The sequence below is a fragment of the Campylobacter sp. CNRCH_2013_0898h genome (genome assembly GCF_025772965.1).
GTDB lineage: Bacteria > Campylobacterota > Campylobacteria > Campylobacterales > Campylobacteraceae > Campylobacter_D > Campylobacter_D lari_D.
On sequence record NZ_JAKMTD010000002.1, the window covers coordinates 68,797 to 85,360 of the forward strand.

A 16,564-nucleotide genomic window follows, 5' to 3' on the forward strand; every position below is an offset into this window, starting at 1 on the left:
AAAATGGATTTAAAGCAAATTAGTGTGATAATGATTGTTAAAAATGCTCAAAAAACTTTAAAAGCTTGCTTGGAATCTTTGCAAGAATTTGGCGAGATAGTTTTGATAGAAAATGATAGCAATGATGATACTTTAAAAATTGCTTATGAATTTAGTAAAAGTTATAAAAATATCAAGATTTATCAGCATAAATTTATAGGTTTTGGACCTTTAAAAAATTTAGCCATAAGTTATGCTAGCAATGATTGGATTTTTAATATTGACGCAGATGAGCTTGCTAAGAAAGAATTTTTACAAGAATTAGGGCAAATTGAGCCTAATAAAGAAGATATCATAGCTTTACCAAGAGAAAATTTATACAATGGAGAGTGGATTAAAGCTTGTGGATGGTGGCCTGATTATGTAATGCGTGTGTTTAATAAAATCCATACTAGTTTTAATGAAAATTTAGTGCATGAGAGTTTGATTTTACATGAAGATAGTAAAAAGATTAAGTTGCAAAATGGTTTGAGGCATTTTGCATTTGATGATATCGATGGTTTGCTAGATAAGCTTCAAAAATACTCTAAGCTTTGGGCTTTGCAAAATTTACATAAAGAAAGTAGTGTTTGTAAGGCTTTGCTAAGAGGAATTTGGACTTTTTTTAGAAATTATGTTTTAAAAAAGGGAATTTTTTATGGCTATAAAGGCTTTATCATAAGTACTTGCAATGGTCTTGGAGCTTTTTTTAAATATATGAAATTATATGAGTTAAAAAAACAAAAGCCAAAAACTTGTGCTTTAATCATCACAACCTATAATCAAAAAGAAAGGCTCGCTTTGGTGCTTGATAGCGTTAAAAACTTAGAGCCTTTACCAGATGAGGTTTTAATAGCTGATGATGGAAGCAGGGAAGATACGACTAAACTTATACAAGCTTATCAAAAAGATTTTCCTTGTAAATTAGAGCATATTTGGCAAGAAGATGAGGGATTTAGACTAAGTGAGATTAGAAACAAAGCTATTAAAGCTTCTAAAAGCGAATATATAATCGTTATAGATGGAGATATGGTTTTAGAAAAAAGTTTTGTAGCTGATCATTTGAAATTTGCACAAAAAAAAGTATTTTTGCAAGGTTCTAGGGTGATTTTAAATGAAAAAGAAAGCAAAGAACTTTTAAGCAAAAATGATTTTAGTTTGGCTTTTAATAAAAAGGGTTTTAAAAATCAAAGAAATATTTTTTTAGCTAAATGTATATATAAATTTTCAAAACTAGCTAAGAAATTTTTTAAAAAATCACAACTTATTAAAGGTATAAGAGGCTGCAATATGAGCTTTTATAAAAGTGATTTTGAAGCCATTGAGGGATTTAATGAAAAATTTATAGGCTGGGGTAGGGAAGATAGCGAGTTTGTAGCTAGATTTTTATTTAATGAGGGAGTGTTTAAAAGGCTTAAATTTAATGCTCTGGCTTATCATATCTACCATGAAGAAAATAGCAAAAATATGCTTGAAATCAATCATCAAATTTATCTTGAAACTATAAAAAATAAAAAAGTGACTTGGAAATGAAAATTTTATTACTTATCGGGGATATCACTATAGGAGGTGGTGCCGAAAGGGTTGTTGTAAATTTAGCAAATGCACTTTTTGAGCTTGGGTATGATGTAAAAATTTTTAGTTTTTATAAACAAGGAGTTGATGTAGCTTATGAATTAAATAACAATATTAAAATAGATTACTTGCATAGTAAATCAAGAGCTGACGTAAAAAAAGAAAAATTATTTTATAAGTTATATTATAAGTATTATGAGAGTTTTTTGTTAAAACGAAGATATAAAGATGTTGATGTGATGATTTTTAATAATTGTCCTCATTTTCCTTTCTTTAAAAATAAAAATACAAAATATATTAATTTTATTCATATGAGTCTAAAAAAATATAGAAGAAAAAATAATTATTTTGATGCTTTAGTGGTATTATCAGTCAAACAAATTAATCAGTGGAGAAAATATCATAAGAATGTTTGGGTTATACCAAATTTTTTATACTCTAAAACTTCATTGGAAGGGAAATTACATATTAAAAATATTTTAAGTGTTGGAAGAATGGCTTTAGAGGATCAGAAAGGGTTTTTAAGACTTATTGAAATTTGGAAGCTTGTGCAAAAAAATGTAAAATACAAAGAATGGACTTTAACTATAGTCGGAGAAGGTGAGTTAAAGAATACTATAGAAGATAAAATAAAAAAATATAAACTTGAAAACTCAGTTATATTGAGGCCTTTTACAAAAGATATAGAAAAAGAATATTTACATTCAAGTATTTATGCAATGAGTAGCTTGTATGAAGGTTTTCCTATGGTTTTGGTTGAAGTTAGTTCCTATGGAGTCCCTTTGATTTCTTTTGATATTAATACAGGTCCTAGTGATATTATAGAAAATAGTAAAAGCGGATATTTAATCGAGGATGGTAATTTGCAAGAATTTGCAAATAAGCTTTGTTTGCTTATGGATGATGAAAATTTAAGAAAACAAATGGGGCAAAGTGCAAAAGAAAATATTTCTCATAACTTCTCTAAAGAAAAAGTTATGCAAAAATGGCAAGAGTTATTAAACTCTTGATTTGTTTGCGTATTTTTTAAAATTTTTGAGCATTTTGATAGCTTTTAAAAAAACACTAAAGGTGTTTTTTTGATTTTTTCTTGCATATAAAATGCTTTCTCCAAGCATGCAGCAAAGTCCAAAAATATCATCGTTGATATTTTGTAATTTTTCTAAAAAATACTCATCTTGCTTAGTGTTATGTATTAAAGATGATATTTTTGCAAAATTAAAACTTTTTATAGCTTTTAAAAGCTCAAATCCCAAAGCACTATAAAGCAAATGATCTTTAACGTTTGCTTTTTGTTCGAGCAATTCTTCATTAAAAATAGGTGTTTTTTCTGCTATTTGCCACCAATAATCATTTATATTTTTACCTTGCAAATCTATGTATGATTTTAAAAATTTCCAAGGTTTTTCTCCATAATGTAAAATTTTAGGTGTTTTTGCGCTTTTGGTAAATTCATCTCTTGTGTAGTTAAGTCTATTTGCTTGTTCATCTTTACATATAGCATAAAAAAGAGTAATGATGTTGAAATTATATGAAAAATCAAGTTTTAGTTGATATTGTGGTTTTATGGTGGCGTTAAGTAAATCTTGATCTGCGGCTTTTATGTAGTAGCATTTGCTAGCTAAATCCTCACATTTTTGTTCTATATTGTGTTTTTTCCATTCTTTTAGATTGATAAGTAAAAAACCTGAGTTAAAATAATTTTCATCAAAACGCAAAGTGTGTTTTTGGTTATTTTCTTTAAATTTTATTTTTGTACGTTTGGAGCCAGGATCGCCTACAACACCGGCTATTTTTCCTTCTAAATTAATAGTAAAAATTTCTCTTATATCACACAAACATAGCATATCAGAATCTAAATATAAGCAAGTGTTTATCTCATCATCTAATATAGAATTTAATTTTAATCTATAATAAGGAAGTTTTGAGCTATGAGCAGCTCCGCTGATAGGATAATGTTTAAAATTATCATCGTTTTGAATATGAATTTGTATTTTGCATGGGAAAGTTAAATTAAGCTCTTGTTCTAATTTCTGAAGTTTATTTTTAGTATGATTGCTAATAGAATTACTTAAAATATGAAAATAATATATTTCGTTTTCTTGATAAAATTTATTTTTATCTGTATTTTTAATAATACTTGCAATCAAAACAGCTGTATATTTAATATAATTTTCATCTGCACTAAAAACAATGTGATACATTTACTTCCTTCAGGATATTTTTAGTATTTTTTATTTGGATATTTTTTTTAATTTTAATTTTTTTTCTTTGTATTTTAAGGAAAATTTTTTCAAAAAAATTTTTATTTGTGTATTTATATGTTAAATCTATTTTATGGATGTTTAGATCGTATATAGCGATTTTAAAAATCAGTGAATGAAGTTTATTTGTTTGATTTTGAGTAAGACTTGAAATTTTTTCTGAAACAAAAGATAAGTCATGGATATAAGATTTAATTTTATTAAGATCTTTTTTTTCCCTAGTTGATGAATTTTCATTTGAAATATTATAATTATATAAATATTGTTTTGTGATACCAATTGCATTTATAAATTTTAGGCTATGTAAAACCAATAAAAAATCTTCAGCCATAGTATTTTTTTCATTTGGTTGAAGACTAATTGTATTAAAAGCTTTAAGATATAACTCTTTTTTCAATATTTTATTGAAAATATTCCAACTAAATTTAGGATACCTTGAAAATAAAAAATAGCAAAAATTTTCATTATTATAAAATGCACTTTCAAAAAAATTCCATTCTTTTTTATAATCATCGCATTCGTAATAATTGAAACATATTAAATCAACTTTTTGTTTATCTAAAATTTTAACACATTCTTCACAAGCATTAAGCTCTAAATAATCATCAGGATCTAAAAACATAATATAAGGTGAAGCTGCTACTTTAACACCTTCATATCTTGCTCTTAAAAGTTTCAAATTCTCTTCATTATGTATGATTTTTATTCTATCATCTTTACTAGCATATTCTTTAGCTATATCTACACTTTTATCGCTTCCACAATCATCTACTACAATGATTTCTATATCTTTAAAAGTTTGGTTTATACAACTTTCTAATGCTCTAGCTATATACTTTTCTACATTATATGTTGGTAGTATGATGGAAATTTGACTCATGTTCTATCCTGAAAAATTTTTTTAGGATGACGAATAATCATTTTGAATTTCAGGTATTTTTTATAAATTTCAATATTTTTTTTAAAAAAAATAATTTCTTTTTTGATTTTTAGAGGATCTTTAGCTATTTGCATATTAAAATAATACATACAATAATCTTTGATGCTTTTTTTTAAAAAATCATTTTTAATATCAATATTAAAAATATATAATTGTTTCGCTATTTTAACAAGACAATAAATTCTAAAATATTCTCTAAGCTCTTTATAATCGCTAAAATGCTCTTTTAGTGGCTCTAGATATTTAGGTAATTTTTGCGGTATTAAAGTATTTTGGATATTTGTTATGGAGCCTTTTCTAATTCTATATATTATTAAGGTTGTATTGATATAAAAAACTTTTTTCGCCAAGCAAAACAATATAGTTCCAAAATCATGATCTTCATGATAAATTCCATGTGTGAAACGAAGATTATATTGATTTAAAATTTTAGCTTTAAAAGTTCCTTGCCAAGCAAAATAAAACTGAAAAAAGTTATTTTCTTGCAATAGTTCTATACCGGTATTAAAAAATATTTTTTTACTTTTTTGCATTAGGTCTGTTGGTGGTTTTTTTAAAAAACAAGAATTTTTTTCATGATATTCTTCAAACCCGTGCGCACAAATATCCAAATCTTTTTCAATCATTTCTTTCACGCAAAGCTCTATACAATCATTTAAAAAATAATCATCTGAATCTAAAAAGTGAATTATAGAATTTGGTAGCTCTTGCACTAATAAATCATTTATATTTTCTATATTTGTTTTTATGTATCTTTTTTGAATTTGTATAAAATTTGATTTTATAGTTTCTTTGCTGATTATTTTTGTATTTTTGTCAAAGGTATGAGTTGAGGTAAAAGAGATTATATCTTGTTCTTTATCATCTTCAAAAAAGCTTCTAAGTTTAGTTCCTTTTATAAATTCTAATCCCATATTTCTTGCCGAACTCAATCCTCCATTTTCCTTAGAGATTAAAAATATTCTTTCATCTTTATTGAGATATTCTAAAGCTATATCTAAGCTTCCATCATCACTTCCATCATCTACTAAAACAATATCTAAATGTTTATAGCTTTGATTGACAACGCTATCTAGACATTCTTTTAAATAAGGTACCACATTGTATATTGGTATGATGATGGAAAGTGTTGTTTTCATTGATAAAACTTTTTATTAAAGATAAATTTTAGATATTTTTTTAAGAGTATAATTCTTTTTCTATTTATTTTTAAGGGTAATTTGAAGTATACTAAGTAGGTTAGATAATTTTTTTTATATAGTTGTATTTTTCTTTCGTTTTGTCCAAATTTGATATTCTGTATTAGAATAGTAAGGAAAATACATAAAAGAGTGTCGAGCTTATTGTTTTTTAGATAATTGTTCATTATTTTTATGATTTGTGTTTCTTGTTTTATATAGTTTTGAATTCTTTCTTTATTATTTGTTAGCATGGAACCTGTGCTGTTTTGATAATAATAATATATATTAAGAGAGCTTGTTTGGATGTTTTTACAATGTTGTATGATAAAAAAATACATTAAAGCATCTTCTGCCATGGTTAATTTTGTTTTAATATATTCTAAAAGAGTCATTGCTTTTGTGTAGATTTCTTTTTTTATTATTTTTGAGCAAAGAGTCCAATAGCATAAACCGTCGTGTGATATTACATATCGACAGTATTCATTAATAGAAAAAATATTATCTTGTAAGATTTTATTTTTTACTACAGTGTTATTAGAACGATATAAAAAATCAAACCATATTAAATCTATTTTACCATTTTTGTTTAAAATTTTAACACATTCTTCACAAGCGTTAAGCTCTAAATAATCATCAGGATCTAAAAACATTATAAAATCTGATTTTGCATTTAATACACCTATATTTCTACTAGCAAAAGTTCCTAAATTCTCTTCATTGTGTATGATTTTTATCCTATCATCTTTACTAGCATATTCTTTAGCTATATCTACACTTTTATCGCTTCCACAATCATCTACTACAATGATTTCTATATCTTTAAAAGTTTGGTTTATACAACTTTCTAATGCTCTAGCTATATACTTTTCTACATTATATGTTGGTAGTATGATGGAAATTTGACTCATGTTCTATCCTGAAAAATTTTTTTAGGATGACGAAAGTAAAATTTTAAATTATGGCATATTTTTTTTAGGAATAATTGAACTTTAAAGAAAAAAGAAAAATCTTCTTTTATTTTTTCTTCTTCAGAGTTATAATTAAATAATTTATAATCGTACTGATAAAGCTTGTAGACAATTTTATAAGTTGTCTTGTTGTAATATGATAAATAATGTCGATGGCTACTTGGATTGGATATTGTTAATGTTCTTTTTATATTTAATTTTGATAAAACAAATTGAAAATCATTGTGAATATTTTCTACTTTTCCTATAAAATCGACCAATATATTTTTTTGATTATCGCAAAGAAAACAATATTGAGGGATAAAATGAATCCAATTAAAAATTTTATTTCTAATTTTTATATTTTCTAGATCTAAAACAAACTGCTCAAATGAGCTGTATTTTCGCATATGTTCTTGTGACCATTGCAAATCTTCTATGTTACCACCTCCTTTTTTAAGATAGAAAAAAGCAGAAACAAGTCTATCATGTGGATTTCTTACAAATCCAAATGAAAAAATATTTTTAAATTCTTTGGGATCACTTTGTATGTAATCTTGAGCTTTAATGTGTCCACTAAGCCATTTATCTGTTTGAAAAATAGCTTTTTCTATGCTTGTTCCTGCTGTTTTTGGCATATGTATAAAAATGCATTTTTGTTTTCTTTGAAAGTCTTTTATTAGATTATTATCCAAAAATCTCCTTTTATTTTTTAAAGATTTTTATATTAACTTAAAAAACAAATAAAATTTATTTATGTATTTTATTAATTATGTTTGTAATTTTGCCATAAAATTTCTTTATTTTTGTTTTCATATCAATATTTTTAATTTTCTCAAACCTAAGCTCGTATGTATTAAGCTTTAAATAATCACAGAATCTAAAAAAATGAATAATATCATCAGGTAAATCTTGAATGATAAAATCATTAATGTTTTTTAACTTTGTTTGGACTATATTTTTACTAAGTTTGGTAAAGTTTTTTTATTCTTTTACGAGCTCTTTTATACTATTTTAAAATTATTTGATTTTTCATAACTGATATATTTTCTTCGTTTTCAAAAAAATCTCTTAATTTAGTTCCTTTTATAAATTCTAATCCCATATTTCTTGCAGAACTTAATCCCCAATTTTCTTTGGAGATTAAAAATATTCTTTCATCTTTATTCAAATATTCCAAAGACATATCCAAGCTTCCATCATCTACTAAAATAATATCTAGATCTTTATAAGTTTGATTTATTACGCTATCTAAACATTCTCTTAAATAAGGTGCTACATTATATATTGGGATGATAATTGTAATTAAAGGATTATTCATATATACTTTCTTTTTATTTTATTATGTATAAGGAAACATTAAAAAATATGAAATTTAGAAAAATATTTATAAATTTATTGCTTATATTTATACCAATAAAATCTATAAGAAAAAAGATAAGATATAATTTAAACAATAAAACCATATCTTTACAAAAAACTGATTTTAAGTTACCCAAAAATATTTTAAATAAAATAAAAACATACAATAATAAGTATTTTTATAAAATTAATAAAACCATTAATGGGGGGGGGCATAATGGTTATTTTGACTTTGATCCAAACTCAAAAGATACAAAATCTTCTTTAAATCCTTGGGCTTTTATAAGAGTCAAAAATGAAGCTATTACTTTAAGAGCTTCATTAGAAAGTATATTGCCTGCAATACAAAGAGGCGTTATAGGATATAATGATTGTACTGATGGAAGTGAAGAAATTATTTTGGAATTTTGTAAACAATACCCTTCTTTTATACCAGTAAAATACCCTTATGAAGTACAAATTGAAAATCCTCAAAGTGAAGAAAATAAACTTTATAGTTATTATAATTATGTTGCAAGTTTTATTCCTCAAGGAGAATGGCTTGTAAAAATAGATGTAGATCATATTTATGATGCTAAAAAATTATATAAAAGTTTTTATATACCCAAAAAAGATAACGATGTGGTTAGTATAGCAAGAATGAATTTTGCTATTTGTGAAAATAAAGTTTATATAGTACCTAATTATTATATAGATGTTGCCGATCATTGGCTTGTTAAAAATATACAATTGCAGTGGGAAGAAGTGCTTATTTTAGGAGATAGTTTCGAATGGAAGGAAATTCCACAAAAAGAAAAATGCAAATATCAATCTTTATCATCTTATGAAATATTAAGACTTAAAAAACATATTATATATCATACAGAATTAACCAATTGGCATTTTCCATTTGTAAAGCAGCATAGGAAATTAAAAATTCGAAATGATTGGATATTGTTAAGTGATTTTAAAGATCAATTTTCTTACCTTATAAATTCAAGGATTGATGAGAAATTGTTAAATAAAGATAGAATTATAAATACATATAATAATTTTGCTTTAGAATGATTGTTTTTATTATTTGGTAGAAATCTAATAATTATCACTTGCAAGTTGCACATTTAAAAGCAAAGAATTTTTTATTTATAAATAATTTTTAAAGTTGAAAAATAAAATCTTATAATTTCTCTTATAATTTTAGATGGTATGCTAAGTTTCTTTTTTCTTTGTGTTATAGTAGTTTCTACATGATTTAAGTCAAGCAAAAATGGTTTATATATAATGTTTTGTATTTTATTATAATAATACATATCCATATAATCATCTACAGGCTTAAACCAATATCTCGCTTTTTCAATAAACTTTTTTGCAGCATTTGGGTGTATAAAATATCCTTGCGTGCCACCAATATTTTCGTAACTTATATAAAAATTATTATTTAAATGGTGTATTTTTTTATCAAAAAGGTAATAAAATCTTATGTATTCATAGTTATTATTTAGTAATTTTTCAATGATATTTGAGTTGTTTAAAAACTCATCGCTAAAGATGACATCATCTTCTAAAATGATGATGGGGTTATTAAGTTCTTGGCATTTTTCCCATAAACTATAATGAGATGCAAAGCATGATTTTTCACTATCGCTAAGTTCACGCCCAAGTGCAAATTGACACCACCATGGGAAGTGACTTTTAAACTGCAAATGCTCATTTTTAGAACCATCGATGGCTTTAAAAAATTCAAATTCTAGTTGATTTTTTAAATTTGGATTACACGCGAAGAGTTTTTGAATTTGTTCTTGCATAAAATTTTTTCTATCTTTTGAGCGTTCTAGATTGATGATAAAAACTTTTATTTTTTTCAAACTCTACTCTCTAACCCTAAAATTTCTTTTTCTAAAACTTCTAATATTTTTCCATTAAAATGCTTATATTGAAAAATATTAGCTAATTTTTTAATGCATTTTAAACTTTGCTTTTTATGTTGGTAATTTTGCCATAAAATTTCTTTATTTTTGTTTTCATATCTACCATTTTCATTAAATTCATAGCGGTATGTACATTCTTTCGATACAAAAAAGCTCTCACTTAGCATAAAATTTATATAGTTAAAAAGCACATCTTCTCCATAACAAAGTTTTTCTTTAAAATCAACATGCTCAAAACTTTTTAAAATCAAATTTTTTCTATATACTTTCGCCCAAACACTCCAACAAAAATGCTTTTGTTTAAGTAAAAATTCCAAAAATTCATCTTTTTTAAAAAGTTCATCTTGTTTAAATCTATAAAATTTCTTAAATTTCACCCTATGTACATATGCATCAAACACTACCATATCTACATTTTTGATTTTTTCAAGCCCAACTTCACAAGCATTAAGCTCTAAATAATCATCAGGATCTAAAAACATTATATAGGGTGAGCTTGAATTTAATACACCTATATTTCTACTAGCAAAAGTTCCTAAATTCTCTTCATTATGTATGATTTTTATCCTATCATCTTTACTAGCATATTCTTTAGCTATATCTATACTTTTATCATTGCCAAGGTCATCTACCACAATGATTTCTATATCTTTAAAAGTTTGTTTAATACAACTTTCTAATGCTCTAGCAATATACTTTTCCACATTATAGGTTGGTAGTATGATGGAAATTTGACTCATTTTAGCTCTTTATTTTTTTGATATAATTATAGCTTTTATTTTTAAGGAAAATTATGAATATTTTTATCAATCTTCCCACTTGGCTTGGCGATGCAGTGATGGCTAGTGCGGCAATTTATGCTATAAAAGAAAAATACCCTCAAGCTAAATTTACTTTTTATGGTTCTTTTGTAAGCACAGAGCTTTTTAAACGCTTTGAAAATGCTCAAATTTTAGTAGAAAATAAAAAGCAAAGATATAAGCAAATTTTAAAAGCTAGAAAAAACTTTGGTAAATTTGATCTAGCTTTTTCGTTTCGCTCGGCATTTTCAAGCAAGATCATTTTAAATCTAATCAAAGCAAAAAAAAGATTTTATTTTGATAAAAATATTCTAAAAGAAGAACACCAAGTCTTAAAATACTTAAATTTCATAGAAAAAGCCTTAAATTTTAAAGCCACTTCAAATGCTTTAAAACTCCCTATAAAAGCAAAATCAACTCAAAAAATCTTAGGTATAAACCCGGGTGCGCATTTTGGAAGTGCCAAAAGATGGGAAGCGAGCTATTTTGCAAGGGTGGCAAAAGAATTTAGCTCAACTCATCAAATTTTAATCTTTGGAGTAGAAAGTGAGAGAGAAATTTGTGATGAAATTGAGTATTTTTTTCTAAAAGAAGGTATCAAATCAAAAAATCTTTGTGGCAAAACTAGTATTTATACTTTATGTAAAAATATTTCTATGCTTGATTTGCTCATCACAAACGACAGTGGTCCTATGCACATAGGCGCAGCTTATGGGGTAAAAACAGTGGCTGTTTTTGGCTCGACTAAATTTAGTCAAACCTCGCCTTGGCAAGAAAATGCTAAAATAGCACATTTAAATTTAGCTTGCATGCCTTGTATGCAAAAGGTCTGCTCTTTAAAACACCATAAATGTATGAAAGATTTAAAGCCTGAAGTGGTAATAAATTTAGCAAAAACATTTTTTTAGCATATTTTTCTTTGTGATTTGGGTTTAAACCTCTTGCAAAAGCTTGATAAATGTGTTAAACTTAACAATCATTTTTAATCAAGGAGCTTTTTATGACTAAAGCAGATTTTATTTCTCAAGTTGCTCAAACTGCTGGGCTAACTAAAAAAGATGCAACTGCAGCTACTGATGCAGTAATCGCTACTATTACTGATGTATTAGCTAAAGGTGATAGCATTAGCTTTATCGGTTTTGGTACATTTTCTGTAGCTGAAAGAGCTGCTAGAGAAGCTAGAGTGCCAAGCACTGGTGCTACTATTAAAGTACCTGCTACTAAAGTTGCTAAATTTAAAGTAGGTAAAAACCTTAAAGATGCAGTTGCTGCTGCTAAAACTGCTAAAAAAGCTAAAAAATAATTCTTTGCGCAAAAGTTAAAAAACTTTTGCGTTTTTCTTCATAGTTAAGTATTAATTTTCTTTTGATATTGTTTTTAAAAATATTAAAGGAAGACAATGTCAGTTTATAATAATATCTTAGATTGTATAGGTAATACCCCGATTATTTCTTTAAAAGAATTTGCTCCAAATCTTTATGCTAAATGCGAGTATTTTAATCCAAGTCATTCTATAAAAGATAGAGCGGCTGTGGAGATGATAAAACAAGCTTTAAATGAAGGTAAAATCAATCAAGAAACAACCATTATAGAAGCTACAAGTGGAAATACCGGCATAGCTTTAGCAATGATTTGTGCAAGCTTAAAGCTTAAACTTATCATAGCTATGCCTGAGTCTATGAGTATTGAGCGTAGAAAAATGATGAGTTTTTTTGGTGCAAAGCTAGAGCTTACTCAAGCAAGCAAAGGTATGCAAGGGGCGCTTGATAGAGCTAATGAGCTTTTGAGTGAAATTCCAAATTCGTTTATGATAAGTCAATTTGAAAATATCAACAACAAAAATGCACATAGAAAAAATACTGCTTTAGAAATTTTAAAAGCTTTACCCGATCTTGGTATTTTTTTAGCAGGTTTTGGTACAGGTGGAACTATTAGCGGGGTAGGAGAAATTTTAAAAGAACACAATCCTAATGTCAAAATCATAGCCTTAGAACCCGCATCTTCGCCACTTTTGAGTCAAAATACCGCTGCAAGCCATAAAATTCAAGGTATAGGTGCAAATTTTATCCCTAAAATTTTAAATCAAAAAATCATAGATGAGATAGTTTGTGTAAGCAATGAAGATGCTATAAATACAGCCTTAGAGCTTGGTAAAAATGGCATAATGGCAGGAATTTCAAGTGGTGCAAATGTATATATGGCTAGAAAAATTGCTTTAGAAAACCCTGATAAAAAAGTCTTGACTATGTTAAATGATACAGCCGAGCGATATTTGTCAACTGATTTATTTGCAAATTTATAATTAGGGGTGTGTATGAGTCAAAATAATGAGCATTTTGATTTAGATCTTGAAAGGGCGATTTTAAGTTCTTGTATATATAGTGAAGATTCTTTTTTTAGTGTTTCTTCGGATATTGAAATTAATGATTTTTCGCTCAAAGCTCATCAAGATATTTATAAAGCTATTTTAGCTTGTGTGAATGCAGGCGAGCCTATAAGTGCAAGTTTTATAAGAAAACATAAAAAAGTAGATGAGCAAATTTTAGCTGAAGTTTTAGCTACTACTTCCATAGCAGATGTGAGTAAATACGCTTATGAATTAAGAGAAAAATCCATTAGACGCCAACTTTTAAATTTTGCTTATACTATACCTACAAGGGTAAATGAAGATAAAAGCATTTCTCAAATCTCAGATGAAATAGGCAAAGAAATTTTTAATCTTACAAACCGTGTAAATAGTAATAGTATTAAGGATATGACTATGGTGATGTCTGAGCTTATGGATGAGTTTAAAAAGCAAAAAGAAGCTGAAAATAAAGATATTTTGGGACTTGATACAGGTTTTAGTGAGCTTAATAAAATGACAAAAGGTTTTAAACCTGGCGATCTTGTAATCATCGCAGCACGCCCTGGCATGGGAAAAACTACAATTTGTTTAAATTTTATAGAAAAAACACTAAGACAAAATAAAGGTGTTGTGATGTTTTCACTAGAAATGCCTGCTACGCAAATCATGCAAAGATTAATCAGTGCAAAAACTTCCATTCCTTTGCAAAAAATTCTAATCGCAGATTTAAACGATGATGAGTGGAGTAGGGTAGGTGATGCTTGTAATGAATATGCACAAAAAAATCTTTATATTTATGATAGTGGTTATGCTAGCATAGCAGACATTCGTTCAATTTTACGCAAAATCAAGGCTCAAGATGAGAGTATTGAGCTTTGCGTAGTTGATTACATCGGCCTTATGATGAGTAATTCAGCTTTTAATGATAGGCATTTGCAGGTGAGTGAAATTTCAAGAGGTTTAAAGCTTTTAGCAAGAGAATTAAATATGCCAGTAGTGGCACTTTCGCAATTAAATCGTTCATTAGAAAGTAGAGCAAATAAACGACCTATGCTTAGTGATTTAAGAGAAAGTGGCGCTATAGAACAAGATGCAGATACGATTTTATTTGTATATAGAGATGAGGTTTATAGAGAACAAGAAGAAAAAGAAAGAGAAAATAAAGCCAAAAATGAAGGCAAAACTTATGAGAGAAAATTTATGCCAAATCCTGTGCAAGAAAAAGCTGAGCTTATTATAGGTAAAAATAGAAATGGTCCTGTAGGGCATGTAGATTTGCTTTTCTTAAAAGAAAAATCGTGCTTTATTGAAGCTCCAAAAGAAGATTTTATAGTTACCAATTTTGAAGGTTAATTTAAAGAATAGCGATAATCGTTTTGTATAAAAAGCTCTAAATCTTTAAAATCAATTTTTCCCATCAGCTCTTTTACGAGCTGTTTGTATATTATTTTTTCATCTTTAACTACAAAAGCTGATCTTGCTAATAATCCTGCAAATATACTATCATGTATTAATACTCCATAATTAGTGCCAAAATCTTTAAAGGCAAAATCACTTGCAACTATGATATTATCAATTCCTTCAGTTGCACAAAAACGATCCATAGCAAAAGGTAAGTCCATGCTAACAACAATCACTTCAATGTTTTTTATAGATGCCAATCTTTTGTTAGTTTCTTTAGCTTGTTTGGAGCATACTTGAGTGTCTAAGCTAGGAAAAGTTAGTAAAATTTGAGTTTTTCCAGGTGGTGCTATTTCTACTGAGGCAAGATTTTTAGTTTTTAAAGTCACTTTTGGAGCATTATCGCCAATTTGTAGTTGATTTCCTATGAGTTTTATGTTTTGTTTTTTATATATAATGCTTGACACAATTTTCCTTTTTATAATAAAATCATCTTAGCTAAAAGTAAAAAGCTGAAAAAACCCAAACCATCAGTAATTGCAGTAATCACAACACTTGAACCTACCGCAGGATCAATTTTAAATTTTTTCAAAGTTAATGGCACAAAAGAGCCTACAAAACCGGCTAAGGCTAGATTGATTAGCATTGACAAAGCTATAACAAGTCCTAAAAGGGCTGTTTTAAACCATATAAAAGCTATAATACTCATAACGCTTGCAAATATAAGCCCATTTAATAAAGAAATTCCACTCTCTCTTAATATAACTTTTTTAGCATCTTTGAATTCTACTTCATTGAGTGAGAGTTTTCTAACTGTTACCGCTAAGGCTTGTGAGCCTGTGTTACCTCCCATGGAAGCTACAATAGGCATAAGTACTGCTAGAGCTACAAGTTGTTCTATTTCACCTGAAAAAAGACTGATGATATTAGCTGAAATTAATGAAGTTGTAAGATTAATCATGAGCCAAAAAGCTCTTGCTTTAGCTGCTTTAAAAGCACTTTCTTCTTCAACATCTGCATCAACTCCGGCTAAATTATAAATTTGCTCTGTTGCATTTTCTTGGATTAAATCATGAATATCATCATAAGTAATTCTACCCAAAAGCACTCCATCATCATTTATAACAGCCAAAACACTTAAATCATAATCTTCTACTATATCAATAGCCTTTTGTATATCTTCATGATCTTTAATGCTATAACATTTATATTTTTCATTGTTGTTTTTAATAATATCTGCAAAACTTAGTTTAAAATCCCAAAGCAAGAGATCGCTTAGGTTGATAGCATTGCAAAGTTTTCCTTGTTTATCTATGATATAAACTTGAAAAATTTGATCTACTTGTCCTGAATGCTTTAAAATTCTATATCTTTTAATGGCCTTTTCTATACTTTCATTAATAGAGGCTGTGAAAATTTCTGTTTGCATATAAGCACCAGCGGTATTTTCATCATAATTTTTAAGGCGTAAAATTTCTTCTTTATCTTCTGAACTTAAGCGGTTTAAAATAGCTAAAGTTTTTTGTGGATTTAGCTCTTCAAAACGCTTAATTAAGTCTGTTGCATCATCACTTTCAAGCTCTTCTACTGCTTTTGCAATCTTTATAATGCTTAAGTTTTCTAAAATATCTTCTAAGATATGTTCAGGCGTTATAGTAGCTACATTTGCAAGTGTGTAAGTATCAAAAGATTTAAGAGTTTTTAAATAAAGCTCTTCATCATGCCTTTTAATAGTTTTTAAGGCTTCATTGATTTCATAGGTACTTTGATCTTTGAAAGTATTTTTTAAAAGTTCTTGTGCTTCTAAAAAATCATTCATCAT

The 16,564-nt window shown here is 27.2% G+C and carries 17 protein-coding genes; 7 read left to right on the forward strand and 10 right to left on the reverse strand.

Annotated elements, in window-relative coordinates; genetic code table 11:
- The first annotated feature begins 3 nt into the window (after positions 1-3).
- Complete coding sequence (locus tag L8X50_RS01375) at positions 4-1,551, forward strand: glycosyltransferase family 2 protein (protein WP_263660200.1); 1,548 nt, start codon at positions 4-6, stop codon at positions 1,549-1,551.
- Positions 1,548-2,603 (forward strand): glycosyltransferase family 4 protein, encoded by a 1,056-nt coding sequence (locus L8X50_RS01380; protein WP_263660201.1) that lies wholly within the window; start codon positions 1,548-1,550, stop codon positions 2,601-2,603. Before L8X50_RS01375 ends, L8X50_RS01380 begins: the two co-directional genes overlap by 4 nt.
- On the opposite strand, the gene L8X50_RS01385 is transcribed toward L8X50_RS01380, so the two are convergent.
- From L8X50_RS01385 to L8X50_RS01410, 6 genes are all read right to left on the reverse strand, one after another.
- Complete coding sequence (locus tag L8X50_RS01385; RefSeq protein ID WP_263660202.1) at positions 2,592-3,797, reverse strand: glycosyltransferase family 8 protein; 1,206 nt, start codon at positions 3,795-3,797, stop codon at positions 2,592-2,594. The genes L8X50_RS01380 and L8X50_RS01385 overlap by 12 nt on opposite strands.
- Positions 3,778-4,737 (reverse strand): glycosyltransferase family 2 protein, encoded by a 960-nt coding sequence (locus L8X50_RS01390; protein WP_263660203.1) that lies wholly within the window; start codon positions 4,735-4,737, stop codon positions 3,778-3,780. The genes L8X50_RS01385 and L8X50_RS01390 overlap by 20 nt, the downstream gene beginning before the upstream one ends.
- Entirely contained in the window at positions 4,734-5,936 is a 1,203-nt protein-coding gene (locus tag L8X50_RS01395; protein ID WP_263660204.1) for a glycosyltransferase family 2 protein, read from the reverse strand. Before L8X50_RS01395 ends, L8X50_RS01390 begins: the two co-directional genes overlap by 4 nt.
- Positions 5,933-6,886 carry a glycosyltransferase family 2 protein gene (locus L8X50_RS08260; protein ID WP_318529820.1) on the reverse strand — a complete coding sequence of 318 codons (954 nt, stop codon included), beginning with the start codon at positions 6,884-6,886 and terminating at the stop codon, positions 5,933-5,935. Before L8X50_RS08260 ends, L8X50_RS01395 begins: the two co-directional genes overlap by 4 nt.
- A complete protein-coding gene (locus L8X50_RS01405; RefSeq protein ID WP_263660205.1) occupies positions 6,883-7,620 on the reverse strand; it encodes a sulfotransferase family protein in 738 nt (245 codons plus the stop codon). Before L8X50_RS01405 ends, L8X50_RS08260 begins: the two co-directional genes overlap by 4 nt.
- 314 nt (positions 7,621-7,934) lie before the next feature.
- Entirely contained in the window at positions 7,935-8,246 is a 312-nt protein-coding gene (locus L8X50_RS01410) for a glycosyltransferase family A protein (RefSeq protein WP_263660206.1), read from the reverse strand.
- Between the two features lie 47 nt (positions 8,247-8,293).
- On the opposite strand from L8X50_RS01410, the gene L8X50_RS01415 reads away from it, so the two are divergent.
- Complete coding sequence (locus L8X50_RS01415) at positions 8,294-9,334, forward strand: beta-1,4-N-acetylgalactosaminyltransferase (RefSeq protein ID WP_263660207.1); 1,041 nt, start codon at positions 8,294-8,296, stop codon at positions 9,332-9,334.
- A 71-nt stretch (positions 9,335-9,405) separates the two neighbouring features.
- Here L8X50_RS01415 and L8X50_RS01420 read toward each other — a convergent pair whose 3' ends face one another.
- Together L8X50_RS01420 and L8X50_RS01425 are read right to left on the reverse strand one after the other, a co-directional pair.
- Complete coding sequence (locus L8X50_RS01420; RefSeq protein ID WP_263660259.1) at positions 9,406-10,122, reverse strand: glycosyltransferase family 25 protein; 717 nt, start codon at positions 10,120-10,122, stop codon at positions 9,406-9,408.
- A gap of 5 nt (positions 10,123-10,127) precedes the next feature.
- On the reverse strand, positions 10,128-10,934 hold the full coding sequence (locus L8X50_RS01425; RefSeq protein ID WP_263660208.1) for a glycosyltransferase family 2 protein: 807 nt from the start codon (positions 10,932-10,934) through the stop codon (positions 10,128-10,130).
- A 53-nt stretch (positions 10,935-10,987) separates the two neighbouring features.
- Between L8X50_RS01425 and waaF the strand changes: the two genes are divergently transcribed.
- The 4 genes from waaF to L8X50_RS01445 all read left to right on the forward strand — a co-directional run bounded on the left by waaF (position 10,988) and on the right by L8X50_RS01445 (position 14,694).
- A complete protein-coding gene (gene waaF, locus L8X50_RS01430; RefSeq protein WP_263660209.1) occupies positions 10,988-11,902 on the forward strand; it encodes a lipopolysaccharide heptosyltransferase II in 915 nt (304 codons plus the stop codon).
- A gap of 92 nt (positions 11,903-11,994) precedes the next feature.
- Positions 11,995-12,297, forward strand: coding sequence for an HU family DNA-binding protein (locus L8X50_RS01435; protein WP_039619003.1), 303 nt, complete (start codon positions 11,995-11,997; stop codon positions 12,295-12,297).
- 96 nt (positions 12,298-12,393) lie between these two features.
- Positions 12,394-13,296 carry a cysteine synthase A gene (cysK, locus tag L8X50_RS01440; protein WP_263659312.1) on the forward strand — a complete coding sequence of 301 codons (903 nt, stop codon included), beginning with the start codon at positions 12,394-12,396 and terminating at the stop codon, positions 13,294-13,296.
- A gap of 12 nt (positions 13,297-13,308) precedes the next feature.
- Positions 13,309-14,694 (forward strand): replicative DNA helicase, encoded by a 1,386-nt coding sequence (locus L8X50_RS01445; RefSeq protein WP_257938844.1) that lies wholly within the window; start codon positions 13,309-13,311, stop codon positions 14,692-14,694.
- Here the strand turns inward: L8X50_RS01445 and tpx are convergent.
- Positions 14,691-15,209, reverse strand: coding sequence for a thiol peroxidase (gene tpx, locus L8X50_RS01450; protein WP_263659313.1), 519 nt, complete (start codon positions 15,207-15,209; stop codon positions 14,691-14,693). The genes L8X50_RS01445 and tpx overlap by 4 nt on opposite strands.
- Before the next feature lie 11 nt (positions 15,210-15,220).
- Entirely contained in the window at positions 15,221-16,564 is a 1,344-nt protein-coding gene (mgtE, locus tag L8X50_RS01455) for a magnesium transporter (RefSeq protein WP_133319709.1), read from the reverse strand.